This is a genomic window from Clostridium estertheticum (assembly GCF_018861295.1).
Lineage (GTDB): Bacteria > Bacillota > Clostridia > Clostridiales > Clostridiaceae > Clostridium_AD > Clostridium_AD estertheticum_D.
Genome location: NZ_JAHLDM010000012.1, coordinates 41,543 through 57,528, shown reverse-complemented (window position 1 = coordinate 57,528; position 15,986 = coordinate 41,543). Strand labels below are relative to the sequence as shown.

General features: G+C 31.6%; 15 protein-coding genes. 10 read left to right on the top strand and 5 right to left on the bottom strand.

Annotation, left to right across the window (positions count from 1 at the left end):
- Window positions 1–620: 620 nt before the first annotated feature.
- Together KPL54_RS13115 and KPL54_RS13110 are read left to right on the top strand one after the other, a co-directional pair.
- Window positions 621–1,223 (top strand): YdcF family protein, encoded by a 603-nt coding sequence (locus KPL54_RS13115; RefSeq protein WP_216106982.1) that lies wholly within the window; start codon window positions 621–623, stop codon window positions 1,221–1,223.
- A gap of 197 nt (window positions 1,224–1,420) precedes the next feature.
- Window positions 1,421–2,146: an alpha/beta hydrolase gene (locus tag KPL54_RS13110; RefSeq protein WP_216106981.1), complete on the top strand. Its 726-nt coding sequence runs from the start codon at window positions 1,421–1,423 to the stop codon at window positions 2,144–2,146.
- Here the strand turns inward: KPL54_RS13110 and KPL54_RS13105 are convergent.
- Window positions 2,128–3,840, bottom strand: coding sequence for a methyl-accepting chemotaxis protein (locus tag KPL54_RS13105; protein ID WP_216106980.1), 1,713 nt, complete (start codon window positions 3,838–3,840; stop codon window positions 2,128–2,130). The genes KPL54_RS13110 and KPL54_RS13105 overlap by 19 nt on opposite strands.
- A gap of 347 nt (window positions 3,841–4,187) precedes the next feature.
- Here KPL54_RS13105 and KPL54_RS13100 point away from each other — a divergent pair, with 347 nt between their 5' ends.
- The 3 genes from KPL54_RS13100 to KPL54_RS13090 all read left to right on the top strand — a co-directional run bounded on the left by KPL54_RS13100 (window position 4,188) and on the right by KPL54_RS13090 (window position 6,806).
- Window positions 4,188–4,637: a MarR family winged helix-turn-helix transcriptional regulator gene (locus KPL54_RS13100; RefSeq protein WP_216106979.1), complete on the top strand. Its 450-nt coding sequence runs from the start codon at window positions 4,188–4,190 to the stop codon at window positions 4,635–4,637.
- Window positions 4,638–4,668: 31 nt separating this feature from the next.
- Window positions 4,669–5,097, top strand: coding sequence for a GNAT family N-acetyltransferase (locus KPL54_RS13095; protein WP_216106978.1), 429 nt, complete (start codon window positions 4,669–4,671; stop codon window positions 5,095–5,097).
- Window positions 5,098–5,201: 104 nt separating this feature from the next.
- A complete protein-coding gene (locus KPL54_RS13090; RefSeq protein ID WP_216106977.1) occupies window positions 5,202–6,806 on the top strand; it encodes a tannase/feruloyl esterase family alpha/beta hydrolase in 1,605 nt (534 codons plus the stop codon).
- 113 nt (window positions 6,807–6,919) lie between these two features.
- Here the strand turns inward: KPL54_RS13090 and KPL54_RS13085 are convergent, their stop codons facing one another.
- Both KPL54_RS13085 and KPL54_RS13080 read right to left on the bottom strand, forming a co-directional pair.
- On the bottom strand, window positions 6,920–8,278 hold the full coding sequence (locus tag KPL54_RS13085) for an MATE family efflux transporter (protein WP_216106976.1): 1,359 nt from the start codon (window positions 8,276–8,278) through the stop codon (window positions 6,920–6,922).
- A gap of 87 nt (window positions 8,279–8,365) precedes the next feature.
- Window positions 8,366–9,394 (bottom strand): C40 family peptidase, encoded by a 1,029-nt coding sequence (locus tag KPL54_RS13080; RefSeq protein WP_216106975.1) that lies wholly within the window; start codon window positions 9,392–9,394, stop codon window positions 8,366–8,368.
- 446 nt (window positions 9,395–9,840) lie between these two features.
- On the opposite strand from KPL54_RS13080, the gene pfkB reads away from it, so the two are divergent.
- From pfkB to KPL54_RS13055, 5 genes are all read left to right on the top strand, one after another.
- Window positions 9,841–10,755, top strand: coding sequence for a 1-phosphofructokinase (gene pfkB, locus KPL54_RS13075; protein WP_216106974.1), 915 nt, complete (start codon window positions 9,841–9,843; stop codon window positions 10,753–10,755).
- Between the two features lie 67 nt (window positions 10,756–10,822).
- Window positions 10,823–12,691 (top strand): PTS fructose transporter subunit IIABC, encoded by a 1,869-nt coding sequence (locus KPL54_RS13070; RefSeq protein ID WP_216106973.1) that lies wholly within the window; start codon window positions 10,823–10,825, stop codon window positions 12,689–12,691.
- Window positions 12,692–12,958: 267 nt separating this feature from the next.
- Window positions 12,959–13,540 (top strand): hypothetical protein, encoded by a 582-nt coding sequence (locus tag KPL54_RS13065; protein ID WP_216106972.1) that lies wholly within the window; start codon window positions 12,959–12,961, stop codon window positions 13,538–13,540.
- Between the two features lie 48 nt (window positions 13,541–13,588).
- Window positions 13,589–14,446 carry a cation diffusion facilitator family transporter gene (locus KPL54_RS13060; RefSeq protein ID WP_216106971.1) on the top strand — a complete coding sequence of 286 codons (858 nt, stop codon included), beginning with the start codon at window positions 13,589–13,591 and terminating at the stop codon, window positions 14,444–14,446.
- A gap of 179 nt (window positions 14,447–14,625) precedes the next feature.
- The gene (locus KPL54_RS13055) at window positions 14,626–14,754 is read left to right on the top strand and encodes an aspartyl-phosphate phosphatase Spo0E family protein (protein WP_216106970.1); all 129 of its coding nucleotides are present in this window, start codon (window positions 14,626–14,628) and stop codon (window positions 14,752–14,754) included.
- A gap of 115 nt (window positions 14,755–14,869) precedes the next feature.
- Here the strand turns inward: KPL54_RS13055 and KPL54_RS13050 are convergent, their stop codons facing one another.
- Window positions 14,870–15,196: a hypothetical protein gene (locus tag KPL54_RS13050; protein WP_216106969.1), complete on the bottom strand. Its 327-nt coding sequence runs from the start codon at window positions 15,194–15,196 to the stop codon at window positions 14,870–14,872.
- Between the two features lie 254 nt (window positions 15,197–15,450).
- Window positions 15,451–15,855 (bottom strand): VOC family protein, encoded by a 405-nt coding sequence (locus KPL54_RS13045; RefSeq protein WP_216106968.1) that lies wholly within the window; start codon window positions 15,853–15,855, stop codon window positions 15,451–15,453.
- Window positions 15,856–15,986: the final 131 nt, after the last annotated feature.

Genomic DNA, 15,986 nt, shown 5'->3' with positions numbered 1-15,986 from the left:
GTAGTACAATCTACCATCCTTACTCCTGCGTCAACATGAGGCAATGGGTGATGAATGGAATTTTTTGCACATACAGGATACTGTTTATTATTACTTTTAATATAATCATAGAAACTATGCGTATTCAATTGTTCAGTAAGCATTAAACTTGCGAGATGTGCACCTTCAATGTATTTCTTCCTTCTTTCAAATACATGTAATGAGGTTTTGTATTCTTCGTAAGTTTCATCATCAAATAAAGTTGGAGGCTGTGGACAGTAAGGAAATCTATAGGCTACATTTTTACTCTAATACTCGTATAAATGGTCTTCTTTATATTTTAAGGTGTCTTCTTCTATATCCTCTATATTAACATTAAAATTATAATTATAATTAATATCTGCTCTAAACATATATTGAGAATGAGTATCTCCACAACTAATGAAAATAACACAATACCAATTGAGTTACTTTCAGATTGGGTCTATTACTCATTTAAAATAATTGTAAATATATTCAATTTGCAGTAATTATGTTATAGTTAAATATATATATTATAACGAATTTGTTAAAAAATGCGAAGAATAGGTTATATACTGGTAGATGATAGTAATAGACACATATAAGAGGAGATATGATAAATGATAATATTATGTATTCTATGTGCAGTATTAATATGCTTTATGATTGAGTATGCTGTTCTTTGTAACAGTTTAAAGAAAGCACCCTATAATAATGGGCAAAAAAAAGATGTGATTATTGTTCTTGGTTATCCCGCAAAAAAAGATGGAAGCGTGTCACCAATTCTGCGAGAGCGAATAAATAAAGCAGCAAAACTATATCATGAAGGAATTGCTGAAGTGATTATTTGCACTGGTGCGGCAGTCGCTAATAACTATATTGAGGCAGATGTCATAGCACAAACCTTAATTGAATTAGGAGTGCCTAATTGCAGTATAATTCGTGAAAAACTTGCAAAGGGTACATATGAAAATTTAGTAAACTCAAAGAAAATTATGAAAGATAGAGGCTTGAGAACAGCAGTTATTGTATCCTCACCTTGGCATTTACGAAAAGCCAGTTCGTATGCTTTTAGACTTGAAATTAACCATACAGTGGAAAAATCTAAATTTCCTCATGAATACCTAATAATAGGAGTGGGAATTATTTACCTTTATTTATATAATCAGATGTTCATAAAGCTCTGCGTTATCATAAAGACAAACAATAGAGTTAAGTCATAATTTTCTTTTATTTCGGCACAAGTAAACCTACATAATTCACTGTGGGTTTTAATGTATTGATATTCTGAAAGTAATACAATAATAATTGTGTTACTTTCATATTGATGCTATTACTCATTTCTAAAAAATTGCAAATTTACTTAATTTATGCTAATTATAATATAATTATTTATATATTTTATAGAGGAGAAATTACAATGATAAAACAAAATTTGAAAATAAAAAATATCCCTGCAATTTTATGGGGCGACAAGTCAGATAAAATATTCATAGTGGTGCATGGTAATATGTCAAATAAGGCGGACGATGCGATTGTTGTATTTGCAGAAGAGGTAACAGTACTAGGTTATCAAGTGCTTAGTTTCGATTTGCCTGAACATGGTGAGCGCAGGGCTGAAAACTATTCTTGCAAGGTCCAAAACTGTGTTCGAGACCTTAATACCATTATGCATTATGCAAAATCATTATCAAATAATATAAGTCTATTTGCTTGTAGTATGGGAGCATATTTTAGCCTATTAGCATACAGACAGGAGCAGTTGAAACAATGCTTGTTTCTCTCTCCTGTGGTAAATATGGAACGTATCATAAATAATATGATGACATGGTTTAGCATAAGTGAGAATAGACTAAAAACAGAAAAAGAAGTTTCGACACCTATTGGACAAACACTCTATTGGGATTACTACTGCTACGTGAAAGAACATCCTATTGTTGCTTGGAATAATCCAACCTCAATTCTCTATGGCTCGGAAGATAACTTATGTGAATTTGATGTGGTAGCCGCATTTGCAAAACGCTTCAATTTTGAGTTACAAGTAATGGAGCAAGGCGAACACTATTTCCACACCAAAGAACAACTACAATTTTTCAGACAGTGGCTGAAAAAACATATCAATCTAGATTATATTTTAAATTTTTGAATCATTTCATTAAGTTTTTCAGCAAGTTCTGCTTGGCTCTGAGCAGCCTGTGCAACCTCGTGAATTGCTGAATTAGTTTCACTTATACTCCCTAGTATTTCCTGTGAACTAGCTGACGATTCTTCCGCAATTGAGGATACGTTTTCAATTGCATTTTTAACTTCTGAAATGGTTTCTGTTACATCATCCATTGAAGTCATAATATCTGTAGATAACCCATTATAGAAAGAAGCATCTTCTCCATACTGCTTACCAACATTTATTAACATTTCATAATCTGGTTTAACTTGAGTTTCAATATATTCAAGTACCTCATTTGCATTGCCCGAAAGATTTTGAAAAGCCTTTTCTACCCGCTCTGTTACTTCTTGGATGTTTTTAACAGTTTCGGTTGATTGCTCTGCAAGCGTTCTAACTTCGTCAGCTACAACTGCAAATCCTTTACCTTGTTCCCCAGCCCTAGCCGCTTCTATAGCTGCATTTAAGGCAAGAAGATTAGTTTGAGCCGCAATATCTCCTATTGCCTCTGCCATTATCTTTACTTCTTGGACAACATTACCTTCCTCTATTGCTTTGATTATGTTTTGTTGCTTAATATCATATACCTCATTAGCTATTTTATAACTTTCATTTGCACTTACTTTAATTTCAGTAGCTCTTTTCTCTATTTCCTTTGCCGACTTAGTCCCATCGCTTGCCTTTTTTGCTACTTGTAGTGCATTTTCCGAAATATTTTCTGCTGTCGCATTTACTTCTTCTGTAGTAGCACTTAGTTGCTGTGACCCACTTGAAATAAGCATTATAGATTCCTTAACAATTTCCATCTTCGATGATATCTCTTCTGTAGTTGCAGATAGTTCCTCACTAGTAGCACTGATACTCGAGGCATCCGTCATTATTTGTGTAATTAACATTTTTATATTTTCTCCAGCTTCATTTAAAGAAGTAGACATTTTTCCTAATTCATCACCTCCAGTAATCTTCATTTGTTGTGTTAAATCTCCATCTTTTAGATTATCAGCAAACTTCACAACAACATTTATTCTCTTTACGAGCCATATCGCCAAAATTATACCTAATGCGAAACTTATTATTACCCCTACTATCATTATCACATTTAACAATCTAAAAGAATTACTAAATACAGACTTATTTATATTCCATTTATTTTCAGCTGAGGTTGTATTCTCTTTTATTATTGCTGATAAACCCTCTTTTACAGGTGTTCTAAGCAAACCATACTCATTTTTGTAAACTCTTGTACTTTCTGCATAGTTACCACTTTCGGCTAAACTTACTACCTTATTTAATGACTCATAGTATGCTGGTAATGAAGCTTTCAATTTGTTATAGTTTTGCTTCTCCTTATCATTAGCAAAAGGTATCTTCTCGTACTCAGTAAAGAGTTTAGTATTTTCAATTAACATTTTACTCATGTCATCTTTCATATGACCCATTTCATTTTTAAACTTAACATTAAGCATATGTTCTAAATCTATCTTTTCTTTGTAGCTGTTCCCTTGGACCGTATATATCTTCTCTAGCCTAATTAAACTATTTTCGTAAATAAAATTACCATTGTCATTAATAGTGCTCATGCTCCTAAGACCAAGGACACCAACACTAAGTAGAAATACAGCACTTATTATACTAGTTGCAAATAGTTTTTGCGATATTTTCATTTTCTTTAACATTTTTAATTCCCCCTGCTAACTTTTTTTATATTCAATTTTACATGATTATATAGCACTGTGTTGTAATATAATTTCATTCTCCTTTATTCTATCGAGTGTTAAATTATATTCTTAACCCATATGTTTTTTACTATTATGTAAAACAGTTTCAATTTTGTAAAATCAAGTCTGAAGTGTGTTCATTATAGCTATTCCATGAGGATAATATTTTGGAGCTAATTGATTTAAAGTATAGTGAGAATATAAAAGTTAAATATTCTTTTATTGAAAAAAAAATTACAAAGTGTATAATTACTTGTTGTACCAATTATTTATATAACAAGTATATTTCATGGAGATGATAAAATATGTTTAAATCTTATGATCAAGATATTGGAATGTTATCCAACAAAATTAATAAGAAACTAATACATTATCTTAATAGCAAACTTGAAAAGTTTAATATCACAACTGAGCAGTGGTTAGTATTAGTTAAATTATCTAAACAAAACAAAATAAGCCAAAAAAATTTAGCTGAAGTTTCGAGTAAAGATCAGTCTACTTTAACTAGAATAATTGATATACTTGAAAGAAAAAACTTTATTGAAAGGCATCCCAATAAAGAAGACCGCCGTTCCATTGCTATACATATAACAGCTGATGGGTTAGGTACTTGTAAAAAAGTCACTCCATTTTTAGAGGACATATTTAACGATATTCTTAAAGGTATATCTTATGAGAAACTAAAAATATTTAATGAGGTCTTTTTACAAATCGGTGAAAATATAGACAATTTAAAAGACAACAGTCACAATTAGAAATAAAATTGACTAATCTGAGGTGAGTTAGATGGAAGTTGAAATAATAATTAGAGCTATGGGAGAATCGGATTTAGAACACGTCCTTTCATTAAGAAACATAGATTCTAATTCTGTAGTTTCAAAAAATTTTTATAAAAAAGAAGTTTTAATGAACTACTTAAAAAGAAATTCTAAAGTTAGTTCAGTAGCGTGCACATTTGAAGGAAAGATAATCGGCTTTCTATTATGTGGACATGATGGAATAAGAGGTTTTATCTACAATATTACTGTTTCTAATGAATATGAAATCAGACGAATAAGCAAAATGATGGTAACCCGTTCATTATCCGAATTAAAAAAAGTTGGAATTAATACAGGTTTTATATTTACCGAAAGTAGCACTTTTGACTTAGAAGAGTTTTGGGACTCCATTGGATGGACAGTAATCCCAGATAAAACATCTCAAAAAAACATATAATAAATACCAATAATAAATAAAACACACCCTTTCTTAATTAGATGTACTGGCTTACCTTAACACAATAAGATGAATATTGATAATAGCTTGAAAGGAGCTTAATTATGGAATATGCAAATCAAAAGTATGAAATCAGTGATTCTGTTAAGATTAGTCCCGTTGTTTTACCTAAAGCTGTTGCGGGTTTCAAATTTACTACGAATACTATCATTACTAGTACCAAAATAGTAAGTGGGGACAACGTTACCGTTAATTGCGTGGAAGTATCCTTACCAGATTACTGTAAAGTAGAGGGAAAAATCAACCAACGTACTGGTGAAGGTTCTACAGGCACAGCAGAATATTATATTGGATTTGAATTACGCCTTCCTACAGAATGGAATGAACGTTTCTTTTTTGAGGGAGGTGGTGGCTCTGATGGTGTTATCAAAGTTCCAGTAGGCTTAAGGCACACAGGCACTATGCCCGCTTTGGCTAGAGGCTTTGCAACAGTCGCCACTGATGCTGGTCATCAAGGTATCAATTGTGAATTTGGTTATGATCAACAGGCTAGACTTGATTATGCTTACAATGCCATTGATCAAGTAACCGTTACTGCCAAGTTTATTATCAATGAATATTATGGAAGACATGAAAAATATTCATACTTTGTTGGTGGATCAAATGGTGGACGACAGGGATTAGTTGCTGCTCAGCGTTTTGGCGATTATTTTGATGGTATAGTCGTTGGTGCACCGGCGTTAAATCTAACAAATGCAGCTATTTCTGAAATGTGGGCTATTCAAATATTTGCTGAAATTGCTAAAAAAGATTCAAATGGCAACCCAATGTTGAATACTGCATTTACAGATGCTGATATGAAATTGGTGTCTACTACTATTATTAAGCAGTTTGATGATGCAGATGGTGTAGTAGATGGTTTAGTTTTTGATATTAATGCTGCTAGAAAGTTTGATCCGTCAACTCTTCCAAAAAAAACTGCTAATTCAGACGGGTTAACTGACGAACAAATTGAAGCTTTAAAGAAGCTGTTTGAAGGGCCTAAAAATGGTAAAGGTAAACCATTGTATTCAAATTGGGCTTGGGATCCAGGTATATCAGATGCTGCATGGAGAGAGTGGACTCTTGGCACTGACAAGGTATTGCCTCGTAATATTACTTTAGGTGTAGAATCTATGGCCCGTGTTTTCACTACTCCTGTAGCTGCTAATTATGATCCAGCTAATCAGTTGAAATGGGTTTTGGATTATAATTTTGATACCGATCCATCAAAGACTGTGTTAGCAGCATCTTACCAGAACTCTTTATCTACAAACTATGATACATTCAAAAAACATAATGGTAAGATTATTCTTTATCATGGCATGGCTGACCCTGTATTTTCTGCATATGATACTATAAGTTATTACGACAAATTGACAGATAAAAACGGCGGCTTAAAAGCTACTGAAGAATTTGCTAGACTATTCTTAGTTCCAAGTATGGCTCATGTTAATGGTGGTCCTTCCACTGATCAATTTGATATGCTTACAGCAATTACCGATTGGGTGGAGAAAGGAAAGGCACCAGATAAAATTATCGCTTCCGGATCTGCAAAAGGATTGCTACAAGGCATCACTAGACCATTGTTCCCATATCCAGTACAGACTATTTATGATGGCAAGGGTGACAAAAATTCAGCAGAAAGTTTTGTAGCAAAAAATCTGTAGAAATATCACCCTGACTTTAACTTCTGACTCCATAATACTATTGTTATCTTGGACTTAGAAATTTTTCTTTGCTCCTTTAATATTCACAATTATGGATTAAAAAGACATGTAAATTATCCTTCGGTTATACAAATGGGCTTATTTAATCCATACAATTTTTTATGAGTTATATAGTAAGCAATTCCTAAAGGTATACAAGAACCAATCCATGCAAGAGGACTTGCCATGGAGACACCTGTAAAACCTAAGTATTTTGATAAAATAATAGCAGCAAAGATTCGCATAATTAGTTCCATAACTCCCGCTAAAGTAGGAGCAAGACTCTGTCCTAATCCTTGAAGACTATATCTGTAAATAAAAAGTAGCGCTAACACAAAGTACATTGATCCATTTATGTTTAAATAGGTTTGTGCAAGAGATACTACTTTGGGTTGATTATCCCCTACAAAAAGTAATATCATAAAACGACCAGCTAAAATATTGAACAGACCAACAATAATACTAAAACCTACTGATATGATACTACATTGCTTTATACCAATACGGATTCTGTCTATTTTACCTGCGCCATAATTTTGGGCTACAAATGTGGCCATTGTAATACCAAATGACATCATAGGTTGAATTGCTAGTGTATCAATTTTTTGTGCTGCAGTGTATGCCGCTACAGATACTTCACCTAAATTATTAAGTGCAAGTTGAATAGTTATTGCACCAATTGCTATAATAGAATTCTGGAATGCCATAGGCATTCCCATTTTCAAATGATCCCATATGATTTTTTTTGTCAAATGCCAATCACTTTTATGTAGTTTTAAAATAGGCATTTTTCTCATTATATAGCTAAAGCATAATATAGCAGAAATTCCTTGAGATATTGTAGTTGCCCAGGCAGCGCCTGCAACTCCCATATTGAAGCTTAAAATAAATACGAAATCTAAAATTATATTTAAAACACTAGCAATAACTAAAAATATTAGGGGTGTTCGGCTGTCTCCCAAAGCTCTCATAACATTAGAAAACAAGTTAAATAACATTGACACTATAATGCCCCAGAAAATTATAATTATAAAATTATAAGCACCTTCTATTATTTCTGGTGGTGTATGCATTATCTCTAAAATTGGTCGTGCAAATATTACGCTTACAATTGTAAGCACCATTGTAAGCAATAAACTTAGTATAATACTTGCCACATAACTATGTCTTACCCCCTGTTTATCCCCAGCTCCAAAGCACGTAGCAGTGATTATGGAAAATCCAGCAGTTAATCCTTGTGAAAACCCAAGTATAAGAAACATAATGCTCCCTGTACAGCCTACTGTTGCTAGAGCATTAATTCCCATTGTACGTCCCACAATCAAAGTATCTGCTAAGCTATAAAATTGCTGAAAAATATTACCTATAAGTAACGGCAGTGTGAAAACTAAAATAATTTTAGCTGGACTGCCCTTTGTTAAGTCTCGTATCATAAAGATTGCCCTCCATTAATATTCTGTTTAATTCCATCCTTTAATTATGCATATCGGATCTTATAGTACTTACCATAACACTCTCTTTTACGGGGTAACTCTACGTCCATAAGTAAAATCACTATTAAGTGTTTGAACTCTAATTACAGCCCCTGTATGAGGTGCATTTATCATGTTGCCATTCCCAATATATATTCCTACATGATGAGCAGGAGTTCCAAAAAACACCAAATCTCCTGGCCTAAGATCAGCTCTAGATACAAGTGTTCCTACATTTTGTTGATCCTCTGAAACCCTTGGCAAGTTTACTCCAAAATGTCCAAATACATATTGTGTAAAACCTGAACAGTCGAAGCCTTTAGGACTTGTTCCCCCCCATACATAAGGAATACCAAGAAAATCTGAAGCGTATGCTAAAACTGGATTAGAAGAAAATATAGCCTCATTTGTTTTTTTCTCTAGAGCTACTTCTTTTGCTATACCAGCTTGATCTGTTACCATTTGTGAACCATATTGATTTTCCTCAGCATTTAATTGTGTTACCAATAAAATTTGATCTGTTTTTTGTTTTGTTAAAGTAGCTAATTTCTTTTTATTGTCAACTCTTAAAGATAGCAACTTTGTACTTTTCGTATCTAGTGCTACCTTTTTCAAATTAATTTCTGCCTCATTTGTTTTTAAATCACTAATAACATTTTGATCAAATTTTGCTATCGTTTTTATATTTTCTACTCTGGATATAAAATCATCTATACCCTTTGAAGCTAGGATAACTTCTATAAGGCTTGATGACCCACCCATATACATTGCTCGCATTCTTTTATTAAAAAGCATCTGTTCTGCTTTGATATTACCCTCTATATCTAAAATATTCATTTGGTCTTGTTTAATATCCTTTTGTATTTTTGCTATACTATTTTCATTAATTTTCATTTTAGATATAATTGCTTCAATTTGATTGTCTGTAATCTCTACTTTAATTACAAGATTATTTTTTTTAGTTTGAATCTGCTGAATTTTTATCTTATCTGACGCAGGATCTGCGTATACGCTAGTAAACCCAACGCTCATAGTTACAACAAGCGCCATTATGGCTACCCCGATTTTCTTGTTCATTTTTCTCCCCCTACATGTAATTTTCTCTTCCTAATTCTTACAAAATGACTTTCTTAATTATATAACTTTAAAGTATTTATAACAAATTTTATATATGTAAATTATATCATATTAATGTATTATATTTTCTAAAAATATTAATCTTTACCTTTTCTCTATCAGTTTTTTTCTTTTTACATATTCATTCTAGAATTGCATTAATAATTATACTTATAATAGATCTATAAAAACTTGCTGATGTTATGGAAAAAGTAAATTGCACCTTTTGTTAAAATATGGTCGAAATCTAATAAAAAGCAAAAAAACATGACCGAATGTGATCGAATTCTAATGAAACGTAAATAAAACATGAGCGAATATGAACATATGTGTTGTTTAAGAACTGATTTTATATTATCATGTATATATGAACGTTAAAAATAAATATAAAAGGTAGTGACTAAAATATGATATACACAGTAACTTTTAATCCGGCTATAGATTATGTTATAACCGTAGATGATTTTAAAGCAGGCTCAATTAATAGAGTTGACAGTGAAGAAAAATTTGCTGGTGGAAAAGGGATAAATGTATCAAGAGTTTTAAATAATTTTGGAATAAAAACTAAGGCTTTAGGTTTTGTTGGAGGTTTTACTGGAAAATTCATCATTGATTCATTGGAGTCTCAAGGTGTTGAAACTGACTTTATTGAGATAAGTGGTGATACAAGAATAAACGTTAAACTCAACTCGAAAGAAGAGACGGAAATCAATGGAGCCGGTCCAGTTATAAAAGATGAGGACTTAAATAAGCTATTTAAAATAGTAGAAGGTTTAACTTCAAATGACTATCTAGTGTTATCAGGAAATGTTCAGAAGTCTGTTCCAAGGGACATATATGCCAGACTTCAAAAAAAGTGTGCTTCTAATAACGTAAAAGTTGTAGTTGATACTACAGGTGATGCTTTGGTTGCAACGCTTCAGAATAAGCCATTTTTAATAAAACCTAATAATCATGAGCTAGGTGAAATATTTAATAAAGAACTTACAGATACAGATGAAATTATTAAATATGCAAAGAAACTTATTGTTATGGGAGCACAGAATGTAATTATATCTATGGCTGAAAGAGGAGCTCTTCTAATTTGTGAAAGTGGAGTTTATCATGCAACACCAGCAAAAGGAAAAGTACAGAATTCAGTTGGTGCAGGAGATTCAGTTATTGCAGGATTTTTAGCTAAGTATTCTCAATCAAAAGATCTAATTGAAGCATTTAGATGGGGAGCTACATCTGGAAGTGCCACAGCATTTTCAAAGGATTTATGTAAAAAAGAAGATATTGAGCATTATTTGGCACAGGTAATTGTAAATAAATTAGACTAATACCTAGTCATTAATTTGCCTGTTTATATAACATAACTAAGATTGTATTTATTATAGGAGGAAAAAGATGAAAATAACAGAACTTTTAAAGAAAAATACTATTATTCTAGATTTAAAGTCTAATAGTAAAGCCGAAGTAATTGATGAATTAGTAAATAAACTTGATAGTGCGGGAATGTTAAATGACAAGGAAGAATATAAGAAAGCAATTTTAAAAAGAGAAGCAGACTTCTCAACTGGAATTGGTGAGGGTATAGCTATACCTCATGCAAAAGTTGCGGCAGTAAAAACTCCAGCATTGGCTTTTGGACGTTCTACAGCTGGAATTGATTTTGATTCCTTAGATGATGCTCCTGCAAACATATTTTTCATGATTGCAGCAACTGAGGGTGCTAATAATACACATTTGGAAACACTTTCAAGGTTATCTACTCTTCTTATGAATGAAGATTTCAAAAAGAAACTTCTCATTGTTAAAACACCTGAAGAAGTTTTAAGTTTAATTGATAGTCAAGAAGAGGAAAAATTAGAAGAAGAGAGTGCCCAGGAAGAAGAAATAGTAGAGGTAAAAGGTTCAAAAGGTTTAGTTTTAGCAGTAACCGCATGTCCTACAGGTATAGCACATACTTATATGGCAGCAGACGCTTTAAAGAATAAGGCTAAAGAAATGGGAGTAGACATAAAGGTTGAAACCAATGGTGCTACAGGAGTTAAAAATAGATTAACAGATGATGAAATAGAGAGGGCCACGGGTATAATAGTAGCTGCTGACAAACAAGTTGAAATGGCAAGGTTTAACGGCAAAAAAGTAGTTATAGTTCCTGTGGTACAAGGAATAAAAAAACCAGAAGAACTTATAAATCAAGCACTAAATGGCGAAGCACCTGTTTATAATAATGCTGGTGATAGTAAATCTGCTACTGGAAGCGAAAAAACAGGGATTTATAAACATCTTATGAGTGGTATTTCAAATATGCTTCCTTTCATTGTTGGTGGAGGAATATTAATAGCTTTATCATTTATATTCGAAAAGAGTTCAAATCCAAACTTGTTATATTTATCTAAACTGCTTTCAGTAGTTGGAAGCGAGAATGCTTTTGCACTTATGGTACCAGTACTTGCTGGTTTTATAGGTATGAGCATTGCAGACAGACCAGGTTTTGCTCCTGCAATGGTAGGTGGATTTTTAGCATACCAAAGTAATGCAGGATTTCTTGGTGGAATTATTGCAGGATTTCTTGGTGGTTATGTAGTACTACTTCTTAAGAAAGCTTTTTCAAAATTGCCAGAAGCCCTTGAGAGCATAAAACCAGTGCTTATATATCCACTTCTAGGTATTTTTATTACCGGTGCTATAATGTACATTTGTGTAGATGGACCAGTTGTTCAAATTAACCTTTTACTTCAACATTGGTTAGGTGGAATGGGCACAGGAAACAAAGTGCTACTAGGTGTTATATTAGGTGGAATGATGGCAATTGATATGGGCGGACCAATAAACAAGGCTGCGTTTGCATTTGGAATTGCTATGATAGCTTCAAAAAATTACTATCCACATGCAGCTGTAATGGCTGGTGGTATGTCTGCACCCCTAGGGATTGCACTTGCTACTTCTTTCTTTAAAAATAGATTTACTAAGCAGGAAAGAGAAACTGGTCTTAGTTGTTATATAATGGGAGCTTGTTTTGTAACAGAAGGAGCAATACCTTTTGCAGCAGCAGACCCAGCAAGAGTAATTCCAGCAACAGCAATAGGATCCGCCGTGGCAGGTGGACTTTCATTGTTTTTTAATATAGGAATGCCAGTTCCACACGGCGGTATATTTGTAGTTGCTTTAGTTAAAGGAAGTCCATTACTTTATTTACTATCGATTTTGATAGGAGCTACAGTAACATGCTTAATACTAGGAATTTTAAAAAAACCAAAAGATATTTAAAATAATTAAAAGTTAATGACTAATAGGCCCCCTAAGCATCATGGATAATATTAACTCAAGTAGTTAATATTAAAATATGATGATTAGGGGGTCTATCTTTATGGAAAAATTAAACCTTGCTTTATATATTAAGTATGCATAATGTAACACTCCTTTATTTTTAACATATCATATATAAGGTCTAAGTACCTGAAATAAAGTAACTAATAATTATGCTACTCTATTTTATTTCTTATACCAAACTTTATATTAAAGGAGCATTTATGAATGAAAACAGACGATAACCGTGACAAATTGAGGCTTATAAAGAATTTTTTTATTTTTAACATGTTACAACAACCATCTTGTTTTATTAATATTAATAAAACAGCTAAAAAAAACTCAGCAAATATCAAACAAGAAAATAGATACCTAAATAACTTATCTACAGAAAAGAGTTTAAAGGATAATATGAGCACAGAATCTGCAATTCCAATCTGCGATAAATTAACTATGGCAAAATTTCTCGTCATTTTAAAACTTTTACAACAACCATATTCTAATGAAAATATGAATAAAACATCTAAAAGCAACCCAATAAATATTAAGAATGAAAATAGAGTAATACCAAATAATTTAGGTTTGATTAACAATTCAAAAAATAAAAATTCAAAATTTATGTTTTTTATTCAACGAGTAACTTTTAAAAGCAATTCACAATCTATAAACAAAAAAAGTGAAATTAATACTGAAGATAATATTTATAAAATTCACGAAAATGAAAATGCGGATTACTTAGAAAGCTCAACACCAATTTTGCCCATTATAATAGAAGAAAAAGATATAGATACAGATATTCCTATTGAATAATATCATTCTTCATTATCATTGAAATTATTTTGAAAGGACTGAATAAAAATGGATAAACAAAAAGCCGCAGCATTGTCTATATTTTCTAATACTGCGTTAATATTTTTTAAAATAGTAGTTGGAATATTAATGGGTTCCGTCAGTGTTATTTCTGAAGCAATCCATTCTTCTATAGATCTTTTAGCAAGCCTTATTGCTTTTTTCTCCATTAAGGTAGCATCAAAAGCTGAGGACGATGGTCATCCCTTTGGACATGGTAAATATGAAAATGTATCTGGTTTCGTCGAGGCTTTATTAATTTTACTTGCTGCTGCACTCATTATCTATCAAGCTATAAAGAGAATTTTTATAGGCGGAACTGTGGATAATGTAGGTGCAGGTATATTAGTAATGCTACTCGCCGCTGTAGTTAACTTTTTTATTTCAATGATTTTATTAAAAACAGCAAAAAAGACGGATTCTATTGCCCTAGAGGCTGATGGTATGCATCTTCTAACAGATGTATACACCTCTATTGGAGTATTTCTTGGGCTTGTATTATTAAAAATAACAAATATACCAATTATCGACCCGCTTACTGCTATATTTGTTGCAATTCTAATAATTAAGACCTCTATAGACTTAATCAAAAAATCTTTAAATGATTTAGTTGATTCTAAGCTTCCAGATGATGATATTTTAAAGATATTAAACATACTTGACTCCCATCTAGAAATTACTAAATATCATAGTTTAAAAACCAGGAAAAGTGGTCCTACACGAGAAATTAATGTAAACGTGCATGTTGTGGAAAATACCTCACTAGTTGATGCCCATAATCTATCTGATACGGTTGAAAAAGAAATAAAAGACATTTTCCCTGGAGGGTCCTATGTATTGATTCATATAGAACCAGAAAACTCCTAAAAAAAAGATCAAATAAACTCAAAGTGAAAGTAGCTCAATTGGTATTGTGTTACTTTTATTTTGTTTTTTGAATATTCTCAATATTACAACTTTTATATTTTATATTGCTAAAGTGTAAAAGTTGTAATATCATGGTAAATGTCGTTTAAAAAAACTTATTTTTAAGAAAGAGGTAAATTATGGAGGAATTAAGGGATGAACTAATAAAACTTATAAATGAAAAAGGACCTTTGAATGAAAGAACAATTTTAGTCAGTCAAGAATTGGACAAGCTTATTGTTTCTCATTATCATTTTGAAAACAAATAAAAAAAATGTATTGTGTTACTTGCTGAATATCAATATACACTTAAAACAAGTAATCTCATATCAAAGATATGAGATTACTTGCCACGAAACAAAAGAATATTATATATTTTAATATTTACTCTTGAAAAATACATCTACACCATGTTTTTTTATTACATTTATGGCAGTATATTTTTCTATGATATAATTTGTTTTTGATACTAAAAATAGAAAAACTTTTAATACTATCCCACAATGAAATTTTGAATCTTTCATTACATTCATCACATACCCATATACAATTAAATGTTCTCCAACTAACTAATACCAATGTTGCTACACTATAAAATAACAAATATAAAATACCAAGTAAAACATTACTAGCCTTTGGTTCTAAAAAAATCATAATAAATGTCATTGCAATATATATACATACTCTAATTAAAACGCTCCTGTTTATCAAATCAATGCCCCCTAATATTAGTCCATTTTTTTATACGATTGTTGTATAAAATATCTATTCAAAGTTTATCGTCTAGGATATGCTAGTCCTTCAATTTTGTTTTGATAATACTTTCTTCCTTCAAGTTGATAAAACAATTATAAATATTAATTTTTTTAATAATTAGCCTTCCTCTTTTAAACAGTAAATTACCAGTATGACGCAATCTAAGAAAGTTACGACATAATAAACCCTACCCATAATAATATAGATTTTTATATCTGCGTATCTCTTATTTCAATTTCAGTACCTTCCGGTGCCTTAATTTTAAATAAATATCCATCCTCAATTTTATATATTTCGTCTCCATTTTTAATCTTGAAATTTGTATAGCCTAAATTTTTTATCCTATCAAACTCTTCTTGAACATTATCCACTAAAAAACACATATGAACTATTCCTTCATTTAATGAACTCCAATTCTTTAATTTATCGCCCTTTTTACCCGTTTGTAATTCAATCATAAATGTTCCCAGTCTTAACCACGTATTAAAATCTCGTTTATGGAAATCTGATGTTTCTGTAACTAATTCAAATTCTAAAACCTTAGTGTAAAATTGGAATGATTCTTCATATTTTTCTGTTTGAATACAGACATGGTGCATCATTTTTATGCTCATAAAATCCTCCTTAGATAATGAAGTGACATATTCTTTAGCTTCAATTAATCCCACCCCTGTAACCGCTCTATAAGAGCTGTACCTATACCCCCTTTATTGAGTTTGTTGAAGAAATGGAAAATAGTACTTAT